The following is a 21,554-nucleotide window of genomic DNA, read 5'->3' as shown; positions in this document are numbered from 1 at the left end:
GCGCAAGTGCTTGCCTTTCGTGGCCGTGCTCCGGGCAGCACAGAGCGGCGGCGGAGCGGCGGTCGATTCGCTTCGTCCTCGAAGCGGAGGGGGGTTCAGGGGGTGCCTGGTGGATCTCGCCGGGGTCGCGGGGTCTGGCACGCACATCTGCGGCGTTGTCGTCGGTCGCCGACGCTCCGCGTCGACTCCCTCCTCCGCCTTGCAGTTGCACGCACCAGACCCCGCTCAGCCATGCTGATCAGGCGCGGCATCTTGGAACCGGCCAGATCCACCAGACACCCCCTCGAAAAGCGAGGCGCGATGGCCGGCCAGGCGCGAGCGTCGGCCCGTCCGGGGTTACCTGTGGGCCAGCTGTGCTCGAACGATAGGCAAAGACGTGGTCATCCGGATATGGGGGAAACCCTCGATCCGGCTTGAAATACACCCTCGACATCGGACAGTTGACCGGTAATGGCTCCCTTCGCGCCGACTACGGACCGGTTGTCGCGGAGTGAACGCGCCGGGCCGTTTCTCCGTACTCACAAAGCAGCAGTCACAGAGCAGCAATCACACCGCAGACCGTTCCCGTGCCGGCCGAGGAGACGTTCCGGATGTCCCGGATGACCGCATACCGCACCGCCCTGGCGGTCACCGCCGTGACCCCGCTCCTGCTGTGGACCGGGGGAACGGCCTACGCGCACGGCGCGCCGACGAATCCGGTCAGCCGGGTGTTCGCCTGCTCTCCCGAGGGGAGTGGCCAGGCCCGTTCGTCCGCCGCCTGCAAAGCCGCCGTCGCCGCGAACGGCCAGCCCTTCACCCTGTGGGACAACCTGCGGGTCGCCAACGTGAACGGCCAGGACCGGCAGACGATCCCCGACGGGCAGCTGTGCAGCGGCGGGCTGTCCCCTTACAAGGGGCTCGACCTGGCCCGCTCCGACTGGCCGTCGACGCGGATGACTCCCGGCGCGACGATGTCGATGACGTACGTCTCGACGATCCCGCACACGGGCACGTTCAAGCTGTATCTGACGAAGGAGGGGTACGACCCCTCGAAGCCGCTGACCTGGTCCGACCTGCCGGAGCAGCCGTTCGCCCAGGTCAAGGATCCGGCGCTGACGAACGGCGCGTACCGCTTCTCGGCGAAGCTGCCGTCGGACCGGACGGGGCGTCAGGTGCTGTACACGATCTGGCAGAACAGCAGCACGGCGGACACGTACTACTCCTGCTCGGACGTGGTGTTCCCGGCGGCGGCCGGGAGCGGCGCCGCCGCTTCGGCCACCGCGGGGAGCGGCAAGAAGCAGGCGAGCGGCAGCCCTTCACCCACGGCCAAGCGGACGGCGAAGCCCAGCACGTCGGCCAGCCCCTCGCCCACCGTGCCGGTTTCGGCCACTCCCCAGGAGGTCGGCACCGCCCCCGACAGCACGCCGGTGGCTTCCACGGCCGACTCCGACTCGGGCCCGTCCATGATCGCGGGCGGCGCCGCCGCGGTGCTGGTGCTCACCGGGGGCGCCGCCCTGGCGCTTCGTCTGCGCCGACGCTGAACTACCGCTCAGCGGTGACTAGTTGACGTAGACCGCCTCGCCGGCGCTGGTGCTGACCGGGGCGTACTTGGAGGTCCAGTAGCCGGCGCTGAAGCACAACGAGGAGCCGGACGACTTGGTGAACGCCTGGTTGCTGAAGGCGATGCTGTTGTCGGTGTTGCTGGCCGTGCCGGTCAGGCTGGCCGCCTGGTAGACGCAGTTGATGCTGCCCAGCAGGGTGCTGAGCACGATCGTGGTCTGGATGGTGGAGCCGGACGCCGGGGTCACGGTGACGGTGCCGTCGGAGTTCACGGTGGTGGTGTACGGCAGGTTGTTGACCGTGATGCTGGTGACGCCGGTGACGCCGAGCACGTTCGAGGTGCAGCTGCTGAAGGTGTGCGCGGTGAGCGACTCGGTCGCGGCGCCCGGGGCGACCGGGTTGCCGCCGTCGGCGACGGTGGCCGAGAACGTGGATGCCGCGCAGGAGATGCCGCTGGTGCCGGTCGAGCTGGAGTAGAGGGTGGCGGCGGTGCCGCTTGCCAGGGATGCGGTGAGGGCGGTGCCGTCGGCGATCGTGGTCCCGCCGACACCGCCGGTGGTGAGGACCGCGACATCGGCGGCCGAGGCGGGGGCGGCGACGGCCAGCGCGAGGGCGGCGGCAGCGGCGGTGAGGGGGAACAGAGAGCGTATACGCATGCGGGTTTGCCTCTTTCCTGAGGTACGAGGGTGGGGGTGACAGCGCGGGACGCGTGTCGGCGCGCGCCGTTGCCGGCCCGTGACGCCTTCTCCGTACGTGACGGACCGGCAACGGCAACCGGCCGGTGATCGACCGAAGACCCGTGGGATGAACCTCCGGCCGGACCGGGCGGGAGGGGCCACCGGCACGGACCAGGGGGGAAGAGGCCGTGCCGGCGCCTGGAGAGTCGGACTCGGGGGGCTGTTTCGCGAGGCGAAACGCCCATGCGGACAGGGAAGTCCGGGAAGGGCGGATCCGGCGCCACGGATCTGGAGAAGCCAGGGAGAGTTCTAGACCTGAGTGTCCGTCAACGTCAAGGCGTAGAAAGGAAGTTGATGTTTGGAGTCACCCCTTGATCCACAGGTGACGCACAATCAACACTCTTTTCTCACAAGTTGCTTGACCCTCGGTTGTAACCACCGGTAACTTCCTCGGCGGCTACTGGTGCGTAACGAGAAAGCCCTTGCATCCTCCGGGAGTTGTGACGGGGTGTGCGTCCCAGCCGCTGTCCGCGCCAGGACAACGATGCCGCTGAAGCCCAACCCGCATTGACTATGCCCATGGGAGCAGACATGGCCTCGTCCACGGACGCCACTTCGTCCGCCGACAACAACCCCGAGAACCCTGAAAGCGGTTCCGACACCGAGAGACGCGGACGGGTCCGGCTGCGCCGGGCCGCCGTGATGGCGGTGCCGGCCACCGCCGTCGCCGCGACGCTCCTGGTCCTCACCGCCGAGGGAGCGCTGGGGGTCCAGTTCGCGATCTCCGGTATGCCCTTCACGGTCACCGCGACCGAGCTCAACGGCACCGGATTCGAGCAGTTCGGCGGCCTCGACAACATGGCCGAGGGCAGCCCGAACGCGGGCGACACCGGCGGCCAGGTCCTGGTCATCACCTCCGCCATCAAGAACGCCACGCTCACCAAGCTGTGCCAGAGCGTCGACCTCGGCGGCACCAACCTGCTGATCAAGGCGGGCAGCGGCGCCGACAAGGTGGAAGCGTCCGACCTGACCACCGACTCGACCGAGCTGTCCGGCGACGCGTCGTTCAACAACATCGAGATCGGCAACGACGCCAGCACGCTCACCAAGGCCGGCGTGAAGGGCCCGCTCGGTGTCTTCAGCCAGCAGGCCGACACCGTGCGCATCGCCAACCTCCGGCAGACCAACTACGCGACCACCGCTGGGGTGTTCAAGCTTCCGGGCCTGAAACTCAGCTTCAGCAGCACGGGTTGCTGATGCCGGACGAGCAACGAGTGGGGATGCGGCCCGCCTTCCGACGCTGGCGGGCCCATCGTCCGTTCTGGGGCGGGCTGCTGCTCGCCCTGGGCGGGGCGGAGGTCCTGCTCACCGAGAAGGCGTCGATGAAGGTCGTACTGCACATCGGTATGCAGGGCCTGGCGGGCTATCTCCTGCCGGCGCTGATGGTGCTGTGCGGCCTGCTGACTCTCTTCAGCCCGGCCCAGCGCCTCTTCTACTCGATCACCGGCGTCATGCTCTCCCTGGGCACCTGGGTCACCTCCAACATGGGCGGCTTCTTCATCGGCCTCCTCCTCGGGGTCGTCGGCAGCTGCCTCACCTTCGGGTGGCTGCCGGACCAGGAACCGCGAAAGAGCCGTCGGCAGCGGCGGAAAGAGACACGCGCGGCCAACGCTGTCCCGCAGACCCCCGCGGAAGCGTGACGCTCACACCGAGGGCAACAGGCGCGGCTCGACGCGTTCCTCCACCGGAGCCGCGCCTGAACCCGGTCCCGGCATGACTAGGAACTTATCCGTCGGCTCGTGAGTTTCCACGGTGCTGTCGACATGACCGGGGGCGGCCCGACGCTCCCGGCGCCCGACGACGAACACATGGAGTTCTCATGGCCCTCTGGGACCGCATCCGGGAATCCGCGACGACTATGCAGACCCAGCTCGTGGCGAAGAAGAACGACCTCAAGAGCGGCGCCTTCCGGGACGCGAGCATGGCGATGTGCGCGCTGGTCGCGGCCGCTGGGGGTACCTCCCACGCCCTTTAGGCAGTGGGGGAGGGACCATCGACCCCTCCGAGCGGCAGCGCGTCGCCCAGCTGATCGCCACCAACGAGGTGCTGCAGAACTTCGACGCCATGGATCTGCAGCGGCGCTTCGACGAGAACCTGAACAAGCTGACCACCGACTTCGCGTTCGGCAAGGTGAGCGTGTTGCAGGAGGTCGCCAAGGCGAAGAAGAAGCCCGCCGAGGCACGGGCCGTCATCCAGATCGGCATCGTCATCGGCGGCGCCGACGGCGACTTCGACAAGACCGAGCAGGCCGTGGTCCGCGAGGCCTGCTTCACCCTCGACCTGCCGCCGCACGAGTTCGACCTCTGAGGTTCGATCTCCGAGCTTCGATCTCGGAGCGCGGAAAATCCCGCATCACCGGTCAACTGCGGTCAAGAACTGGGAAGTTGAAGACCCACACTTGCCCACTCCGCGACAGGAGAGCCGCATTGCCCGCCAGCGAACGCCCGAGTGACATCACCGGCATCGACACCGAGACCGCCCACTCCGCCCGGATCTACGACTACATCCTGGGCGGCAACGACTACTACCCCGCGGACAAGGAGGCGGGCGACGCCATGTCCCGGGAGTGGCCCGCCCTGCCGATCCACATGCGGGCCAACCGCGACTGGATGAACCGCGCGGTGCGCTGGCTGGCCCAGGAGGCCGGGATACGCCAGTTCCTCGACATCGGCAGCGGCATGCCCACCTCGCCGAACATCCACGAGATCGCCCAGGCGGCGGCCCCCGACGCGCGGGTCGTCTACGTCGACAACGACCCGCTCGTCCTTGCCCTCTCCCGGGATCTGCTGACCAGCACGCCCGAGGGCCGCACGGCGTACGTCGAGGCGGACATGCTCGACCCGGCGGGCATCCTCGCCTCACCCGAGTTCCGGGCGACCCTCGACCTCACCCGGCCGGTCGCCCTCACCGTGATCGCGATCGTGCACTTCGTCCTGGACGAGGCCGACGCGGTGGGTATCGTCCGCCGCCTCCTTGAGCCGCTCCCCTCGGGCAGTTACCTCGCGATGTCCATCGGCACCGCCGAGTTCGCCCCGCAGGAGGTCGGCCGCGTCGCCCGCGAGTACGCGGCCCGTGACATGCCGATGCGGCTGCGGACGTATGAGGAGGCGGAGGAGTTCTTCACCGGCCTCGAACTCGTCGAGCCCGGAATCGTCCAGGTCCACAAGTGGCATCCCGACAGCCCGGACACCGCGTCCGCCGGCGGGTCCGTCACCGGGCCGATCCGGGACGAGGACATCGCGATGTACGGGGCGGTGGCGCGCAGGCCGTAGGACGTGCGCGAACGGAAGAGAGCGCCCGCCAACCGGAAGGGAAAAGCCACGCAAACGGGCACGGCACATCACGATGCGGCACCGAGAACTCACCACACGTGGTTGTTCACTTGACTACCGGCGGTCACACGCGATTGGCTCCCGCCAGCGGAGTCAACCGGACGGCGCACGACGTGCGGCTCCGGATCGCTCTCCCCGTCCCCCGGCTCGGCCGCACAGCGAGGTGCCGCACCCTCATGATCACCCTTCCCCCACCTCACATGTCCCCAAGATCGCTCCGTCGTACGGTCCTTGGTGTCGCCGTCTGTCTGCTGCTGGCCGGATGTTCCGGTTCCGGCGGCTCGGAGGACGGCTCCGCCGCGGACGCGGCGGGCAAGGCGAGCGGCGTCCGCCTCAAGGTCGCGATGGTCACCCACGGCGGCGAGGGCGACGCCTTCTGGGAGTTGGTGCGGAAGGGCGCCGAGGCCGCCGCCGCCAAGGACGACATCGACCTGACGTACGCAAGTGACGCCGACGCGGCCGGACAGGCGGAGCTGGTCCGGGACGCGGTCCGCGACGGCGTCGACGGCATCGCGGTCACCCTGGCCAAGCCCCAGGCGATGCAGGGCCCGATCGCCGAGGCGAAGGCCGCGGACATCCCGGTGGTCGGCCTCAACTCCGGTATCGACGCCTGGCAGTCGGCCGGGGTGATGGAGTTCTTCGGCCAGGACGAGAGCGTCGCGGGCCGCGCCGTCGGCGACAAGCTGAACGATCTCAAGGCCAAGCACGCGTTGTGCGTCATCCACGAACAGGGCAACATCGCTCTGGAGGCGCGCTGCGCGGGCGTGAAGAAGACATTCGGCGGTCAGACCGAGATCCTCTACGTCGACGGCACCGACATGGACACCTTCACGGGCGCCATCGCGGCCAAGCTCCAGCAGGACCCGAGCATCGACGAAATCGTCACGCTGGGCGCCCAGTACGCGCTGGCGGCCGTGCAGTCGGTGGACAAGGCGGGCGGCAAGACCCATGTCGCCACCTTCGACCTGAACCAGGACCTGGTGAAGGCCGTGCAGAACGGGAACGTACAGTTCGCGGTGGACCAACAGCCTTACCTGCAGGGCTATCTCGCCGTGGACTCGCTCTGGCTCTACAAGACCAACGGCAACCTCAGCGGCGGCGGCTCGGCTCCCGTGCTCACCGGCCCGGCGTTCGTCACCAAGACGAACGTCGCCGCGGTCGCGAAGTTCGCCGCTAACGGAACACGTTGACCCCGTCGATCCAGTTGACCCACGACCGTCACCCCCGCTGATCGCCCTAGGACCACGATGTCTCCACGGACAGGTGCCCGGCGCCGTCTCGGCTCCATTCGTCTCTCCCTGATCCTCCTCGCGCTGGTTCCCAGCGTCACGCTCGCCGCCATGTGGGGCGTGACGACCGTGCAGATGTTCTCGGAGGGGCTACGGCTGCGGACGCAGACCGAGTTGAGCCGGTCGACCGGTGCCATGGGCACCGACGCGACGCTCGCGCTCCAGCAGGAGCGCAGTCTGTCGGCGGTGTGGCTGGCCACACCCAACGGCTCCCGGGCCGCACTGGACACCGCACGGAAGAAGACGGACGCGGCGGTCGCCAAGCTGGTCGGCAACTCCGACGCCATCCAGCATGCGCCCTCCCGCATCAAGGACCGGCTGTACTCGATCGTCGCCTCGGTGGGCAGCCTGGAGTACTACCGCGGGCAGGTCGACGACCCCACCGACATCACTCCCGGGCAGGCGCTGGACCAGTACACGTCGATCATCGACGACCAGGTCCACGCCTTCCAGGAGATCTCCCAGGTCGACGACGGCGACCTCACCTCGCAGGCCGGTCCGCTGGTCGCCATCGAGCACGGGGCCGAGCTGGTCTCCGAGGAGGACACGCTGCTCACCCTGGCGGGTCCGTCCGGGGCCATGGACGAGCAGACCTGGGCCGAGTTCGCCCAGTTGGTGAACACCCGCCGCTGGCTGGTGGAGGACCAGATCGTCCCCTCGCTCACGGGGAGCGCGAAGACGCAGACCGAGCGGATCCTGCAGAGCTCCCAGTGGCAGACCCTGGAGACGGTCGAGGACCAGGTGCTCGCGGCACGGGCGGCGGCGGACAACGGCAACGGCAACGGCAACGGCAACGGCCGGAAGATCGCGCTGCCGAACGTGCAGAAGCAGTGGCGCGCGGCGCTCATCAACGTATCCGAGGACTACTCGGCCCTGATCCAGGTGCAGACGTCCGCGCTCCTTGACCGCAGCGCCGAGCGGGCCGACCAGCTGCTGCTGAAGGCCGCCTCCCTGAGCGCCGGCGGACTGGTCGCCCTGCTGCTGTGCGTCGGCATGTCCTGGCGGATCACCCGTTCGCTGTCCCGGCGGCTGCGCGGCCTGAGGATCGCCACGCTGAGCCTGGCCCAGGAGCGGCTGCCCGACGTGGTCGAACGGCTGGACCGGGGCGAGAAGATCGACGTCGACGAGGCGACCCCGCCGCTGGACTACGGCAGCGACGAACTCGGCCAGGTGGCCAAGGCGTTCAACATCGCGCAGTACACCGCCGTACACACCGCGGTCGAACTCGCCGACACCCGGCGCGGTTTCCAGAAGGTGATCCTGGGCATCGCCCGGCAGAGCCAGAACCTGGTCAACCTCCAGCTCAGCAAGCTCGACTCGCTGGAGCGCCGGCACACCGACCCCGAGGTGCTGAGGGGCCTGTACGAACTGGACTCGACGGCAAGCCAGTTGCGCCGCTACGAGGAGAACCTCGTCATCATCAGCGGCGAGCAGCCCCGGCGCAGCTGGACCGAGCCGGTCGCGCTGATCGACATCCTGCGCAGCGCCGTCGGTGAGGTCGCCGAGTACCAGCGGGTCGAGGTGCACACCGAGGAGGAGGTCTGTCTGGCCCCGCCCGCGGTCGCCGACGTGATCCATCTGCTGGCCGAGCTCATCGACAACGCGACCGTGTACTCGCCGGCGCCCAGCCCGGTCGGGGTGCGGGCCGGGATGGTGGCCAAGGGCCTGGTCGTGGAGGTCGAGGACCGGGGCATCGGCATGTCGGAGGACGACTACGCCTCGATGAACGCCCAGTTGGCCCAGGCGCCGCAGTTCGACGTGGTGGCGCTGGCCGACGACCTCCGGCTCGGCATGTTCGTGATCGCCCGGCTCGCCACCCGGCACGGCATCGCGGTCACCCTGCGCCCGTCGCCGTACGGCGGGACCACGGCGATCGTGCTGATCCCGCACGACATCGTGGTGCCGGACGGCTCAGGCGGCGAGGACGCGAAGGACGCCGAGGGCGGCACGGAGGCCGGGCACGCGGACGAGGCCGGGGCCGTGACCCCGCCGGGCAAGCGGTCCGGCGTCGCGGCTGTGGCCGAACTCGGGAAAGAGGCGCTCGGGAAAGAGGACGACACCACGACGGAGGTCGAGGACGAGGCCGTACAGCCGGCCCGGGAGCCCCGCCCCGTCACCGCGGCCCCCGCCACCCCCGCCCCCGCTCTCCCCTCCCGTCGGAACGGAGCCGTCCCGCTGCCGCGCCGCGTGCCGCAGACCAGCCTGCCCGCCGAGCTGCGCGAGGAGGCAGCGTCCGCCGCCGAGGACGACGAGGAACTCCGCGACTTCACGGCGGAGATCGCCGCGTCCTCCCTAGCCGGATTCCAGCGCGGCACGCTCCAGGCGCGTGACGAAGAGGCTCAGGCGCAGTACGAACAGGAGGAGGCGACCGCACCTCAGGCCACAGCCCCGGCCACAGCCCAGACCGGAGATCGGACCGCACCCGAGGCCTCACCTCCCGCCCCAGCCCCGACCTCGCCCGCCGACCGCTCGTGAAGGACACCGCCATGACACGCCCCATACCCGCCACGCACACCCAGCTGGACCAACTGCTGACCGGACTCGTGGAGCGGGTCGCCGACGTGAACCAGGCCGTCGTACTCTCCGAGGACGGCCTGGTGGTCAGCAAGTCCACCGGATTCCTGCGCGACGACGCCGAACGGCTGGCGGCCACCGCGTCCGGTCTGATGAGCCTGAGCAAGGGCGTCAGCATGGACTTCCGCGGCGGCCCGGTGCGCCAGGCGCTGATCGAGATGGCCAACAGCTACCTGGTCCTCACTTCGGCGGGACCGGGCGCCCACCTGGTCGTCCTGACGGGACCCGGCGCGGACGTGGGTGTGGTGGCGTACCAGATGAACATGCTGGTGAAGAAGATCGGCGAGCATCTCAGCGCGGCGCCGCGGGCCAACGTCGGCGGCGTGGCCGACAACGGCGCGTGAGGTGAGCGGAGGCGACGCGGCGGGCCGTCTCGTACGGCCGTTCACGCTGACCGGGGGACGGACCCGGCCCAGCCGCGCCGACTTCACGCTCATCACGACGGTGACCGCGGTGGACCCGCCGCCCGAGTGGGGGGCCCGTCCGCAGCCCGAGCACACCCGGATCCTGCGGCTGTGCGCCGAGCCGGTCGCCGTCGCGGAGGTCGCCGCCCATCTCGATCTGCCGGTGAGCGTGGTGGTCATCATGCTCTGCGACCTGTTGGAGGCGGGGCGGATCACGGCTCGTCCGCCGCATCCCGTCTCCCCTACGTCCCCGGACCTGGACCTGCTGCAGAAAGTGAGGGACGGCCTTGGCCGGCTCTGACAGCACCGCTCACGCGGTCACGGCACCCGACACCGTCAAGATCCTCGTCGCCGGTGGCTTCGGCGTCGGCAAGACCACTCTGGTCGGCTCGGTCAGTGAGATCGCCCCGCTGCGTACCGAGGAACCGCTGACCGCCGCCGGTCTCGGCATCGACGACCTGGCCGGCATCGAGGAGAAGACGGCCACGACCGTGGCCCTGGACTTCGGCCGGATCACGATCAGCCCGAAACTCGTGCTGTATCTCTTCGGCACGCCCGGTCAGCAGCGGTTCTGGTTCATGTGGAACGACCTGTCGATCGGCGCCCTGGGAGCCGTGGTCCTGGTCGACGTCCGCAGGCCGGAGTCGAGTTTCGGCGCCATCGACTTCTTCGAGCGCCGGGGCATCCCGTTCGTCGTCGGCGTCAACGGCTTCCACGGGGACCATCCGTACCCGCCCGAGGAGATACGGGAGGCACTGGCGCTTCCCGACGACGTGCCGGTGCTGCTGTGCGACGCGCGTGAGCGTGCCTCGTCCAAGAAGGTGCTGATCACCCTGATCGACCGGTTGATCGCCGACGCCGTACGGGCCGACGGCAGCGGCCGTCTCACTCGTCAGGTCCGGTGAGCGCAGCGTCCGAGGGCGCGATCACCCGGGCGCGGAGGTCCGGTTCGGGCATCTCCGTGTCGAAGGGGAACAGCGGGCGCCGGACGCGGTGGTGGCCGAGCCTGGTCAGGTCCTGGTCGACGCCGCCCGGGGTCAGCGCCATCTTCCAGCCGGCGGCCATGGCGAACAGCTCCGGCTCCAGATAGCCGATCTTCACGAGGACGAGGTCGGCCTCGCGGGGGGCCAACTCCAGGTCGGTGAAGTCGTGTTCGTGGTGGTACGGCTTGCGCAGCCGCGTGAGGATCACGTGCACGCTCCCCACCCGCAGCACCACCTCCACCTCCGCGTCCCGGTCGCCGTGGCGGATCGCGTGGACGACGCCGGTCATGGTGAGCGGGCCGGAGTGCCGGTCGTCCACCTCGGCGCCCGCGGTGACGGTGACCGTCGCCCCGACGCCGGCTTTCTCGGCGGCCTCGACGGCGGCCGGCCCGGGCACGGAGGCGTAGATCACCGTCGGTCCGTCGGGGTCCTTGAACTCCGGGCGGTCCAGGACCTGTTGGAGCCCCCAGGTGACATCGCCGGCACCCCCGGCCGTCGGATTGTCGCCGGTGTCGCTGACGAAGTACGGGCGGGCGGATGATGCGAGCGCCTCGTCGAGGCACTCCTCCAGCGTGCCCGTCGGCGCGACGAACTCGAACTCCCGTCGCGCCGCCCAGAATCCGCGCGCCAGCCGCTCCGCGCCCGCGGTGACGGCCGCCTCCGAATCACCGGTGACGACGACCGCGGCCCGGTTGCGCGGCTCGTCCGCCCACGCGTACCCGACCCAGATCGCCGCGTCGGTCACCCCGTCCACCGCCTCGACCTCCTCGACGGCCGCGTACACGCTCTTCGCGGGTTCGATACGGGTCGAGGTCTGCTCCCCGGCCAGCAGCACCGGCACCGGAACCCAGGCCTTCACCGGGCGGGGCGCGCCGCTGGCCAGGAGGTCGACGAGGTTGCGGGCGGCCCGCTCCTTGGTCTCCATGGCGTCCTCGTGCGGGGCCATGCGGTAGCAGGTGATCAGGTCGGTGAGATGGACGAGTTCGCGGGAGACGTTGCCGTGCAGGTCCATGGAGGTCGACACGATCACGTCCGGGCCGACGGTCTCGCGGATCCTGGCCAGCAGAAGTGCCTCGGCGTCGTCGACACCCTCGACCGTCATCGCGCCGTGGATGTCGTACCAGAATCCGTCGATACGGCCCAACCGCCGCAGCCGGTCGATGAGTTCGCCGGAGAGGTCGGCGAACGCGGTCGCCGTCACCGTGCCGCCGGGCAGGGCCTTGCCGACGAGTGCGCCACGCCAGTCGGCGGCCTCCCGCAGCGGCGCTCCGGGGGCGAGGAACGGGTAGCGGGTCAGGACGTCGGCCCCGCGCCGGGGGTGGAAGGCGGGGGCCTCGGTGCGGGCCGGGGAGAAGGTCGAGGACTCGATGCCGAGTCCGGCGATCGCGATGACGGGGCGGGGCTGCGACAAGGCTCCTCCTCAGGAAGCGGTGACGTCAGTGGTGGTGGTTGCCGGTGACCGTGTGCAGCGCGTGCGACAGGGCCCGCTGGAGCGCGAACTGGCCCGCGCCGACCAGCCCCGCGTCGGCGCCGAGGCTGGCCCGCTCGATCGCCAGGTGCCGGGTGACGAGCGGGTGGCAGCCCTCGTACAACTGGCTGCGCACGGCGGCGACGAACGGTTCGAGCGTCGAGAGGATGCCGCCGAGGTACACGGCGTCGGGGTTGAAGAAGTTGACGTTCGCGGCCAGCACCTGGCCGAGATAGCGGCCGGCCTGGCGGACCGCGCGGGTCGCCTCGGGATCGGCGTCGGTGGCGAGGCGTACGACGTCCTCGGTGGACGTCACGTCCAGGCCCCGTTCCCGCAGGATCCGCACCAGCGCCGCGCCCGAGGCGACGGTCTCCAGGCAGCCGGTGTTGCCGCAGGAGCAGGGGGTGTCGTGGGCTGCCTCGACCCGGACGTGAGTGATCTCGCCCGCGGCGCCGGTGCCGCCCCGGTACAGCCGCCCGTCGGCGATGACGCCGGCGCCGATCGCGGTGCCCGTCTTCACCATGATCGACTGGCGTCGCTCGGCGGGCTGGACGGTGTGTTCGCCGACGGCCATGCAGTTGGCGTCGTTCTCGATGGCCGCCGGGACGCCGAAGCGGTCCTCCAGCCAGGCCCGGACGGGGAAGCGGTTCCAACCGGGCATCCGGGACGGGAGCGTGACGACGCCGGAGTCGACGTCCACCGGGCCCGGCAGACACAGGCCCACGCCCCGCAGCAGCGCCCGGCCGTGCTTCTCGGCGAGCGCCTCCAGCGTCCCGGCCAGCCCCGGCAGCGCGGCCTGAGGCCCGTCCGCCGTGGCGAACGGCACGGTCGATACGTCGGTGAGCCCGCCGCCGGGCAGGACGACACCCACGTGGGCGTGCCGGCCGCCCAGCTCGGCCGCGACCGCGAACCCGTCGCTGCCGCCCAGCCGCAGCACCTTGCGCGGGCGCCCGCCCGCCGAGGAGCGCGTCCCGTGCTCGGCGACCAGCCCCAGGCCGACCAGCTGACCGACCGTCAGCGAGATCGTCGAGGGTGCGGCGCCGAGCAGCTCGGCGAGCTCGGTGCGGGTGCTGGCCTGTCCGGAGGCGAGGAGTTCGAGGACGCTCTCGGCGAGCGAGGAGACGCCGGTGGCTCCCCTCCGGTGCGGCGGACTTTTTTCAACCATGGGCAAAGTAACTTCCGACACAGGGGTTCGAGGCGATGAGCGTACGCCCGGACGGACCTCCTGGACTTTCTTCAGAACAGCAGAAACAGGCTTTTTACAGCGGCCCGTCTGTTTCTTCGAACACGCGGGTCCTCTACTGGCTTCATCAGCCCCTGCGCCCCCGTGTCCCCCTGAGGAGAGCCCAGCCATGTCCCCTGCTCGCACGAGGCTCCTTGCCGGTGCCACCCTCCTGGCGGGCACGCTGCTGCTCGCGGGCTGCTCCGGGACGAGCGATACCTCGTCCGCGTCGCACGACTCGATCAACTACGCGCTGCCCGCCAACTTCACCCCGAACTGGCTCCTGCCGATCGGCACCGCGGCGCATCTCAACACCAACAACCACTCGATCGCGAACACGCTGTGGGAGCCGCTCATCGCGTACGACGGCTCGACCGGCAAGATCGCCTGGAACAAGGCCGGTTCGATCGCGACGGCCGCCGACTTCGCCGCCGACAACAAGAGCGTGACGATCACCCTGGGCGACCGGCACTGGAGCGACGGCAAGGCGATCACCTCCGCCGACGTGAAGTTCTGGTTCGACCTCATCAAGGCGAACAAGGCCGAGTGGGCGGGCTACAACCCCGGTAAGGCGCCGGACAACTGGACCTCCTTCAAGACGGTCGACGACACCCACTTCACGATCACGTTCGACAAGGCCTACAACCCGCAGTGGATGCTGGCCAACGAACTGAGCAGCATCAACCCGCTGCCGCAACACGTCTGGGACCAGGGCGGTGACGCCAAGAAGACGTGGACCTACCTCAACGACGCCGCGAAGAACATCTCCGGCTACGCGAGCAACGCGCTCTGGAAGACCATCAGCGGCCCCTACTCGGTCAAGTCCTTCTCCACCGCCGGCAAGGTCGTCCTGGCCGCCAACAAGAAGTACGACGGCGGTGAGAAGGCGAACATCCCCACGGTGAACCTCCTCCCCTTCACCACCGCCGACGCCGAGAAGAACGCCCTGCGTTCCGGCAGCGTCGACTACGGCTACATCGAGGCGACCGACCTCGACCAGAAGGACCAGTTCACGGCCCAGGGGTACAAGGTCGAGCCGTGGTCCGGATGGGCGATCACCTACATGCCGTACAACTTCAACAACCCCACGATGGGCGCGGTGTTCAAGCAGCTGTACGCCCGTCAGGCGGTACAGCGGTCGATCGACCAGACGAGTCTGTCGAAGGTCATCTTCAACGGCACGGCGGTCCCCGGCTACGGCCCGATCCCGCAGGCGCAGAAGTCCGACTTCGTCTCCTCGACGCAGGAGAACAACCCGTATCCGTTCTCGACGTCGGCCGCCAAGTCGCTGCTGACCGGCCATGGTTGGACCGAACAGGACGGCGTCATGGTCTGCACGGACGCGGGCTCCGGGGCCTCGCAGTGCGGTGAAGGCGTCGCCACGGGCACGAAGTTCGAGATGCAGGTGCTGTCGCAGTCCGGCTCGACCGTGACCGACAACATGATGAGCGCGATCCAGTCCTCGCTCGCGAAGACCGGCATCAAGTTCTCCATCAAGACGGCGCCCGTCAACTCGGTGCTGTCGCAAACCCCGCAGTGCACCTCGGGCCAGTCCATCTGCAAGTGGCAGCTGTCCTTCTTCGGCACGGCAGGCAGCTGGTACTTCAACGCCTTCCCGACCGGTGACTCGCTCTTCCAGTCCAAGGGCGGCTCGAACTTCGGCAATTACTCCAACACCGAGGTCGACAAGCTCATCTCCGAGTCCACGACGTCAAGTTCGACCGAGGCGATCCAGGGCTACAGCACGGCCCTCGCCAAGGACCTGCCGGTGATCTGGCTGCCTGAGCCCGTCTACCAGATCTCGGTCGTCAAGAACGGCCTCGGCGGCTTCTCCCAGGACTCGCTCGCCAACTTCCACCCGGCACAGTGGAAGTGGACCAGCTGAGTGGAGACCCTCCTCTACCTCACCCGGCGGGTCCTCCAGGCCCTGGCCGTGATCCTGATCGTCACGGTCGTGGTGTTCTGCCTGCTGCACGCGCTGCCCGGGGGTCCCGCACGCGGGATCCTCGGCCCGCAGGCGACGGCCGGGCAGATCGCCGCCTTCAACCACGAACAGGGCCTGGACCGCCCCCTGCCCGTCCAGTACGTCTACTATCTGGGCACCCTGCTCCACGGCGACCTCGGGACGTCCTACACGCTCAACGAGGCCGTTTCCCGGCTCATCGAGCAACGCCTCCCGAAAACCCTGGTGTTGACGGTCCTGTCCGCGCTCGTCGGGCTGCTGCTCGCGATCCCGCTCGGCATGTGGCAGGCCGTGCGGCGCAACAAGCCGGCCGACTACGTCATCACCACGCTGAGCTTCGTCGCGTACTCGACGCCGGTGTACTTCCTCGGGCTGATCCTGGTCCTGGTCTTCACCCAGACCCTGCACTGGTTCCCCTCGCAGGCACCCCAAGGGGACACGTTGGCCCAGGTGTTCGCGGACCCGGCCGCGCTTGTCCTGCCGGTCGTCACGGGGGCCGCGTCGATGATCGCGGTGTTCAGCCGGTACATGCGGGCCTCGACGCTGGAGAACCTCTCCGAGGACTACGTCCGTACGGCGCGCGCCGCCGGTTCGCGGCCCGCCGCGATTCTGTGGCGCCATGTGTTCCGGAACTCCCTTACGCCGGTGATCGCGATGCTCGGGTATTACGTGCCGGTGCTGTTCGGAGGGGCGTTGGTGGTCGAGCAGCTCTTCAACTACCCCGGGATGGGGCTGCTGTTCTGGAGTGCCGCGCAGTCTTCCGACTATCCGGTGTTGCTCGGGTGCGTGCTTGTCATCTCCGTGGCGACTGTGGTGGGGACGTTGCTCGCTGATGTCGTTCAGCGGGTTGTCGATCCTCGGGTGAAGGGGGGTCGGGTGTGAGTGTTCAAAGTGCGGGTCGGAGGGGGCTGGTCGCGCAGTTCCCCGCGCCCCTGAAAGCGCGCTTCGCGCGCAACAAGCTCGCCGTGGCCGGAGCCCTGGTGATCACCCTCTTCCTGCTGTTCTGTTTCCTCGGGCCGCTCCTCTACTCCACCGATCAGACCCATACCGATCTCACCCAGGTCAATCTGGCGCCCAGCGGGGCCCATTGGCTCGGTACCGATGCCGTTGGGCATGATCAGCTCGGGCGGCTCATGTACGGCGGGAAGGTGTCGTTGCTCGTCGGGCTGGCGGCCGGGCTGCTCGCGACCGTGATCGGGACGCTGTGGGGTGCGGTCGCGGGGTATGCGGGCGGGTGGGTGGACGCCGTGATGATGCGGGTCGTCGACGCCGGGATCGCGATTCCCGCGCTGTTCATCCTGCTCGTCGTCTCCGCGATCACCACGCCCGGCTCGCTCGGGCTGATCGTCATCCTCGGGCTGGTGTCCTGGCTGGTGCCGTCGCGGCTGGTGCGGGCGGAGACGCTCACGCTGAAGAGCCGGGACTACGTGCTGACCCTGCGCGCGATCGGCGGCACCCACGGCCGGGCGATCACCCGGCACATCCTGCCCAACTCGGTGTCGACCATCGTGGTCGCGGCGACGTTCCAGGTCGCCGACGCGATCCTGCTCGTCGCGTACGTGTCGTATCTCGGCCTGGGCGTCCAGCCGCCGTCGACGGACTGGGGCGGCATGCTGTCGGCCGGGTTGACGGCGGCGTACTCCGGGCGCTGGTGGCTGATCGTTCCGCCGGGCCTCGCGATCATCCTCGTCGTCTGCGCGTTCAACGCGATCGGCGACGGGCTGCGCGACGCCTTCGACGTGAGGGGGCGCGGATGAACATTCTGGAGATGGAGAACCTCGGGGTGACCTTCTCGACCGAGACCGGCGACGTACCCGCCGTGCGTGGCGTGTCGCTGCACGTCCGCCCGGGCGAAACGCTCGCGCTCGTCGGCGAGTCCGGTTCCGGGAAGTCGACGGTGGCACTGGCGGCGATGGGGCTGCTGCCGGTCAACGCCCGTGCGTCCGGGCGTAGTTCGGTGGACGGCAAGGAAGTGATCGGCACCCCCGAGTCCGAACTCGTCCGTCTGCGCGGCCGTACCGTGTCGATGGTCTTCCAGGAGCCCGCGACCGCCCTCGACCCGCTGACCCGGATCGGGAGGCAGATCGCGGAAGTCGTACGGAATCACCGGGCCGTCTCCGCAAAGGAGGCTGCCGCCGAAGCGGTCGAACTCCTGCGCCGCGTCGGCATTCCGGAGCCGGAGCGGCGGGCGTCCGCGTTCCCGTTCCAGTTGTCCGGCGGGCAGCGGCAGCGGGTCGTCATCGCCATGGCGATCGCCAACTCACCGAGTCTGCTCATCGCGGACGAGCCGACCACGGCCCTCGACGTGACCGTGCAGGCCGAAATCCTCGACCTGCTACGGGCGTTGGCGGCCGACTTCGATACCGGAGTACTGCTGGTCACGCACAACATGGGTGTCGTGGCGGACTTCGCGGACCGGGTCGCCGTGATGCTGCGCGGGGAGGTCGTGGAGACGGGGACGGTGGAGGAGGTGCTGCTGCGGCCGACGCACGAGTACACCAAGCAGTTGCTGGCGGCGGTGCCTCGCCTGGCCGTCACGGAACCCGAACCGGTCGTCGCCGACGCCGCTCCCCCGGTGGCCGAGGAGCGGGCCCCTGTCGTCCAACTCCGGGACGTTTCCGTCGACTTCGGCCGGGGGCGTCGTACCGTACGAGCCCTTCAGGACGTGTCCCTCACGGTCGCGGCCGGGGAGACCGTGGGCCTGGTCGGTGAGTCCGGGTCCGGGAAGTCGACCGCTGCCCGGGTCGCCCTCGGGCTGGTGGCGCCGTCCGCCGGTTCGGTGGCGTTGTTCGGCGCGGACCTGGGCCGGACGCGAGGGCGGGCGCGGCGGGCGCTGCTGTCCGGGGTGGGTGTGGTGCTCCAGGATCCGGTGGCCTCGCTTGACGCCCGGATGAGTGTCGCGGAGTGCGTGGCGGAGCCGTTGCGGGTGCACCGGCGGGGAATGACGGCCGCCGAGCGGCGCGGGCGGGTGGAGGAGGTGCTTGAACTGGTGCGGCTGCCAAGGGAGTTGGCACGGCGGGGGCCTCGTGAGCTGTCCGGCGGGCAGCGGCAGCGGGTGAGTCTGGCCCGGGCCCTCGTCCTGGAACCGCGGCTGCTGGTCGCGGACGAGCCGACGAGCGCGCTGGACGTGAGCGTGCAGCAGACCGTGCTTGAGGTCATCGCCGAGTTGCAGGCCGAGCTCGGGTTCGCGTGTCTCTTCGTCTCGCACGATCTGGCCGTGGTCCAGCAGTTCGCGGGGCGGGTCGTCGTGATGCGGGCGGGGCGGGTGGAGGAGCAGGGGCCGACCATTGCGACCCTCATGCGTCCGCAGACGGAGTACACGCGACGGCTCATCGCGGCCGTGCCGGTGCCGGATCCGGTGGTGCAGCGGCAACGGCGCCTGGAGCGCTCGGTGTTGACCGGCGGAGCGGGGGCGACCGCGTGACGCGCTCCCCCGAGGTGGTCGCCGGCGTCGACATCGGCGGGACGACCACCCAGGCCGTGCTGTGCGCGGACGGGCTCGAAGTCCTCGACCGCCTGGAGGTGCCCACCCCCGCGGCCGAGGGCGGGGCGGCCATGGTCGACGCCGCGCTGGACGCCGTACGACTGCTGCTCGACCGTACGCCCGCGCGGCTGCTCGGCGTCGGGATCGGCGCGGCCGGTCTCGTGGACGCGCGGGCCGGGCGGATTCTCATGGCGAGCGACTCGTTCCGCGACTGGGCGGGCTTCGCGGTGACGGCGACGGTCGAGGAGGCGCTCGGCGTACCGGCGTTCCTGGACAACGACGTCAACGCGTTCCTGCGCGGTGAGGTCGCGAAGGGGGCGGCGGCCGGCGAGCACCATGTCCTGGGGATGACCCTGGGGACGGGAGTCGGCGGTGCACTGTGGCTGAAAGGTGCCCTCTACGACGGCCCGCACGGGGCGGCCGGCGAGATCGGGCACGTCCCCGGCTTCGGCGACCTGCCGTGCACGTGCGGTGGCCGCGGCCACCTGGAGACCCTCGCGTCGGGCCGCTCGATCGCCGCCCGCTACCGGGAGCGCACCGGGCGGGAGTCGACCGCCCGCGCCATCGCCGAGGCGGCGACCCTGGGTGACCCGGACGCCCTCGCCGTGTACGAGACGGCGGGCGCGGCAGTAGCCCGCGCGATCCTGGTCACGGCGGGCCTGCTGGACGTCACGACGTTCGTGATCGGCGGGGGCGTCAGCCGGGCATGGGCGCTGCTGGAGCCGTCGATCGACGCGACCCTCGCCGCCGAACCCCCGGTCAGCGGACACCCGTTGCGCATCCTGCCGGCCGGTCTGGGCGACGACGCGGTGACGCTGGGGGCGGCGGCCCGGGTGTGGACGGAACTCCGGGTGGCAGCAGGGGTGTCGTGAGCGGGTGAACTTGTCCATCCCGGTGAGGTGCAGCGCCCCGCAAGGGGCGCGGGGCTGTGTCGATTTGCGGCTCCGCCGCGGGGCGTGACCAGCCCCCACCGGCCCGCGGCGAACGACGAGATCCAGCCAAGACCGACACCGTGATTGACGCGTACGCGGCACACTCCTAACTTCTGATCGGCTTGCCGAACCTCGTTCGAAACCCCGAACGAACGAGGCCTCCCCACACTCCCCGCACGTACGTCACCCGCCCCCTGGAGCCCGCACATGAGCGCAAGATCCCTCCCCGGCCCCTCCCGCCGCCTGTTCCTCGGCATGGCCGCAACCGTCCCCCTGGCCGCGACCGGCGCGCTCACACTCGGCGCCGGTACCGCGCACGCCGCCGACTCGGCGTATGTGATGTGCTACTTCACCGAGTCGACCAGCCTCGGCGACGGCACCGACTACGGCCTCCACCTCGCCGTCAGCACGGACTCGCTCAACTGGACGCCGCTGAACCAGAACAACCCCGTCGTCACGCCCACCGCCGGTGCCCTCGGTCTGCGCGACCCGTTCCTGATGCGGAAGCAGGACGGCACGTTCGTCGTGATCGCCACCGACCTCAAGGGCACCGACTGGAGTTACAACAGCCAGTACATCCACGTCTGGGACTCCACCGACCTGCGCACCTTCACCGGCTACCGCAGGCTGAAGCTGCACGACATGACCACCCACAGCTGGGCCCCCGAGGCGTTCTGGGACGCGGGCCGGGGCCAGTACGCGGTCATCTACTCCTCGGTCAACTCCAGTGGCCACAACGTGATCATGGTGAACTACACCAGCGACTTCGTCACCGCATCGGACCCGCAGGTCTTCTTCGACCCCGGCTACGACGTCATCGACGGCGACATGGCCGTCGGCGTCAACGGCTACAACTACCTCTACTTCAAGAAGGACCAGACGCTGGTGGGCGCGCGCTCCACCACCCTCGACCCGGGCAGCTTCACCGTGTTCAACACCGGTGTCGCCCAGGGCGGCACAGAGGCGCCGACCCTCGTGAAGTCACTGACGTCGAACACGTGGTACCTGTGGGGCGACACGTACACCCCCAACGGTGTCTTCTACGCCTGGCAGTCCACCGATCTCGCCGCCGGCACGTGGACCGCGCTGGACCAGAAGACCTACACCCAGCCGGTCAACTCCAAGCACTGCGGCATCGAGACGATCACCACGGCCGAGTACAACAACCTGCTCACCAAGTGGGGCACACCGACCTGGAACCGGCTCAAGTCCTACAACTATCCGGGGCGTTACGTCCGCCACAGCAACTATGTGGGCCGTATCGACGCGTATCCGATCGACCCGTACCTGGACACGCTGTGGAAGCTGGTGCCGGGGCTCGCCGACAGTTCCGGGGTGTCCTTCCAGTCGGTGAACTACCCCACGCGGTACCTGCGGCACTACAACTACGCGCTGCAACTCGACGTCAATGACGGCACGTCGACGTTCGCCGGTGACGCGACGTTCTATCGATCGGCGGGGCTCGCGGACTCGTCGTGGTCGTCGTTCCGGTCGTACAACAACCCGACGCGGTACATCCGGCACTCGAACTATGTGCTGCGGATTGATCCGATCTCCACCAGCACCGAGCAGCAGGACGCCACCTTCCGGGTCGGCTACTGAGCGTTGAACACAACGCGGGTGCCCC

18 protein-coding genes and 1 pseudogene are annotated in these 21,554 nt (G+C 69.5%); 16 read left to right on the top strand and 3 right to left on the bottom strand.

The window, feature by feature from the left end; all coding sequences use genetic code 11:
- Nucleotides 1-590 precede the first annotated feature (590 nt).
- On the top strand, nucleotides 591-1,520 hold the full coding sequence (locus AC5DRG_RS40470; protein ID WP_491804830.1) for a lytic polysaccharide monooxygenase auxiliary activity family 9 protein: 930 nt from the start codon (nucleotides 591-593) through the stop codon (nucleotides 1,518-1,520).
- A gap of 18 nt (nucleotides 1,521-1,538) precedes the next feature.
- Here AC5DRG_RS40470 and AC5DRG_RS40465 read toward each other — a convergent pair whose 3' ends face one another.
- Nucleotides 1,539-2,195, bottom strand: a complete 657-nt coding sequence (locus tag AC5DRG_RS40465; protein ID WP_491804829.1) for a Tat pathway signal sequence domain protein — start codon at nucleotides 2,193-2,195, stop codon at nucleotides 1,539-1,541.
- A gap of 612 nt (nucleotides 2,196-2,807) precedes the next feature.
- Here AC5DRG_RS40465 and AC5DRG_RS40460 point away from each other — a divergent pair.
- The 9 genes and pseudogenes from AC5DRG_RS40460 to AC5DRG_RS40420 all read left to right on the top strand — a co-directional run bounded on the left by AC5DRG_RS40460 (nucleotide 2,808) and on the right by AC5DRG_RS40420 (nucleotide 10,780).
- Nucleotides 2,808-3,473, top strand: a complete 666-nt coding sequence (locus AC5DRG_RS40460; protein WP_491804828.1) for a DUF6230 family protein — start codon at nucleotides 2,808-2,810, stop codon at nucleotides 3,471-3,473.
- 23 nt (nucleotides 3,474-3,496) lie between these two features.
- Entirely contained in the window at nucleotides 3,497-3,916 is a 420-nt protein-coding gene (locus AC5DRG_RS40455; protein WP_491804827.1) for a DUF6114 domain-containing protein, read from the top strand.
- Between the two features lie 179 nt (nucleotides 3,917-4,095).
- Nucleotides 4,096-4,583 (top strand): annotated as a pseudogene (locus AC5DRG_RS40450) (tellurite resistance TerB family protein).
- A gap of 119 nt (nucleotides 4,584-4,702) precedes the next feature.
- Nucleotides 4,703-5,548 carry an SAM-dependent methyltransferase gene (locus AC5DRG_RS40445; RefSeq protein WP_491804826.1) on the top strand — a complete coding sequence of 282 codons (846 nt, stop codon included), beginning with the start codon at nucleotides 4,703-4,705 and terminating at the stop codon, nucleotides 5,546-5,548.
- 236 nt (nucleotides 5,549-5,784) lie between these two features.
- Entirely contained in the window at nucleotides 5,785-6,798 is a 1,014-nt protein-coding gene (locus AC5DRG_RS40440; RefSeq protein ID WP_491804825.1) for a substrate-binding domain-containing protein, read from the top strand.
- A gap of 57 nt (nucleotides 6,799-6,855) precedes the next feature.
- Nucleotides 6,856-9,372 (top strand): sensor histidine kinase, encoded by a 2,517-nt coding sequence (locus AC5DRG_RS40435; RefSeq protein WP_491804824.1) that lies wholly within the window; start codon nucleotides 6,856-6,858, stop codon nucleotides 9,370-9,372.
- Nucleotides 9,373-9,383: 11 nt separating this feature from the next.
- Nucleotides 9,384-9,815: a roadblock/LC7 domain-containing protein gene (locus tag AC5DRG_RS40430; RefSeq protein ID WP_491804823.1), complete on the top strand. Its 432-nt coding sequence runs from the start codon at nucleotides 9,384-9,386 to the stop codon at nucleotides 9,813-9,815.
- Nucleotide 9,816: 1 nt separating this feature from the next.
- Nucleotides 9,817-10,176: a DUF742 domain-containing protein gene (locus AC5DRG_RS40425; protein ID WP_491804822.1), complete on the top strand. Its 360-nt coding sequence runs from the start codon at nucleotides 9,817-9,819 to the stop codon at nucleotides 10,174-10,176.
- Complete coding sequence (locus tag AC5DRG_RS40420) at nucleotides 10,163-10,780, top strand: GTP-binding protein (RefSeq protein ID WP_491804821.1); 618 nt, start codon at nucleotides 10,163-10,165, stop codon at nucleotides 10,778-10,780. The genes AC5DRG_RS40425 and AC5DRG_RS40420 overlap by 14 nt, the downstream gene beginning before the upstream one ends.
- On the opposite strand, the gene AC5DRG_RS40415 is transcribed toward AC5DRG_RS40420, so the two are convergent.
- Together AC5DRG_RS40415 and AC5DRG_RS40410 are read right to left on the bottom strand one after the other, a co-directional pair.
- Nucleotides 10,761-12,269 (bottom strand): M81 family metallopeptidase, encoded by a 1,509-nt coding sequence (locus AC5DRG_RS40415; RefSeq protein ID WP_491804820.1) that lies wholly within the window; start codon nucleotides 12,267-12,269, stop codon nucleotides 10,761-10,763. The genes AC5DRG_RS40420 and AC5DRG_RS40415 overlap by 20 nt on opposite strands.
- 25 nt (nucleotides 12,270-12,294) lie before the next feature.
- Nucleotides 12,295-13,491: an ROK family transcriptional regulator gene (locus AC5DRG_RS40410; RefSeq protein ID WP_491804819.1), complete on the bottom strand. Its 1,197-nt coding sequence runs from the start codon at nucleotides 13,489-13,491 to the stop codon at nucleotides 12,295-12,297.
- Between the two features lie 187 nt (nucleotides 13,492-13,678).
- Here AC5DRG_RS40410 and AC5DRG_RS40405 point away from each other — a divergent pair, with 187 nt between their 5' ends.
- The 6 genes from AC5DRG_RS40405 to AC5DRG_RS40380 all read left to right on the top strand — a co-directional run bounded on the left by AC5DRG_RS40405 (nucleotide 13,679) and on the right by AC5DRG_RS40380 (nucleotide 21,529).
- A complete protein-coding gene (locus tag AC5DRG_RS40405) occupies nucleotides 13,679-15,433 on the top strand; it encodes a peptide ABC transporter substrate-binding protein (RefSeq protein WP_491804818.1) in 1,755 nt (584 codons plus the stop codon).
- Nucleotides 15,434-16,393: an ABC transporter permease gene (locus AC5DRG_RS40400; protein WP_491804817.1), complete on the top strand. Its 960-nt coding sequence runs from the start codon at nucleotides 15,434-15,436 to the stop codon at nucleotides 16,391-16,393.
- A 26-nt stretch (nucleotides 16,394-16,419) separates the two neighbouring features.
- On the top strand, nucleotides 16,420-17,268 hold the full coding sequence (locus AC5DRG_RS40395; RefSeq protein ID WP_491813282.1) for an ABC transporter permease: 849 nt from the start codon (nucleotides 16,420-16,422) through the stop codon (nucleotides 17,266-17,268).
- Nucleotides 17,265-18,935 carry a dipeptide ABC transporter ATP-binding protein gene (locus AC5DRG_RS40390; RefSeq protein ID WP_491804816.1) on the top strand — a complete coding sequence of 557 codons (1,671 nt, stop codon included), beginning with the start codon at nucleotides 17,265-17,267 and terminating at the stop codon, nucleotides 18,933-18,935. The genes AC5DRG_RS40395 and AC5DRG_RS40390 overlap by 4 nt, the downstream gene beginning before the upstream one ends.
- Complete coding sequence (locus tag AC5DRG_RS40385) at nucleotides 18,932-19,867, top strand: ROK family protein (protein ID WP_491804815.1); 936 nt, start codon at nucleotides 18,932-18,934, stop codon at nucleotides 19,865-19,867. Before AC5DRG_RS40390 ends, AC5DRG_RS40385 begins: the two co-directional genes overlap by 4 nt.
- A 267-nt stretch (nucleotides 19,868-20,134) precedes the next feature.
- A complete protein-coding gene (locus AC5DRG_RS40380; protein ID WP_491804814.1) occupies nucleotides 20,135-21,529 on the top strand; it encodes a glycoside hydrolase family 43 protein in 1,395 nt (464 codons plus the stop codon).
- The last annotated feature ends 25 nt before the right edge of the window (nucleotides 21,530-21,554 follow it).

This window comes from Streptomyces sp. JLBG701 (genome assembly GCF_058544905.1).
Note: the sequence above shows the minus strand (reverse complement) of the source record. Positions and strands in the feature narration are given on the sequence as shown.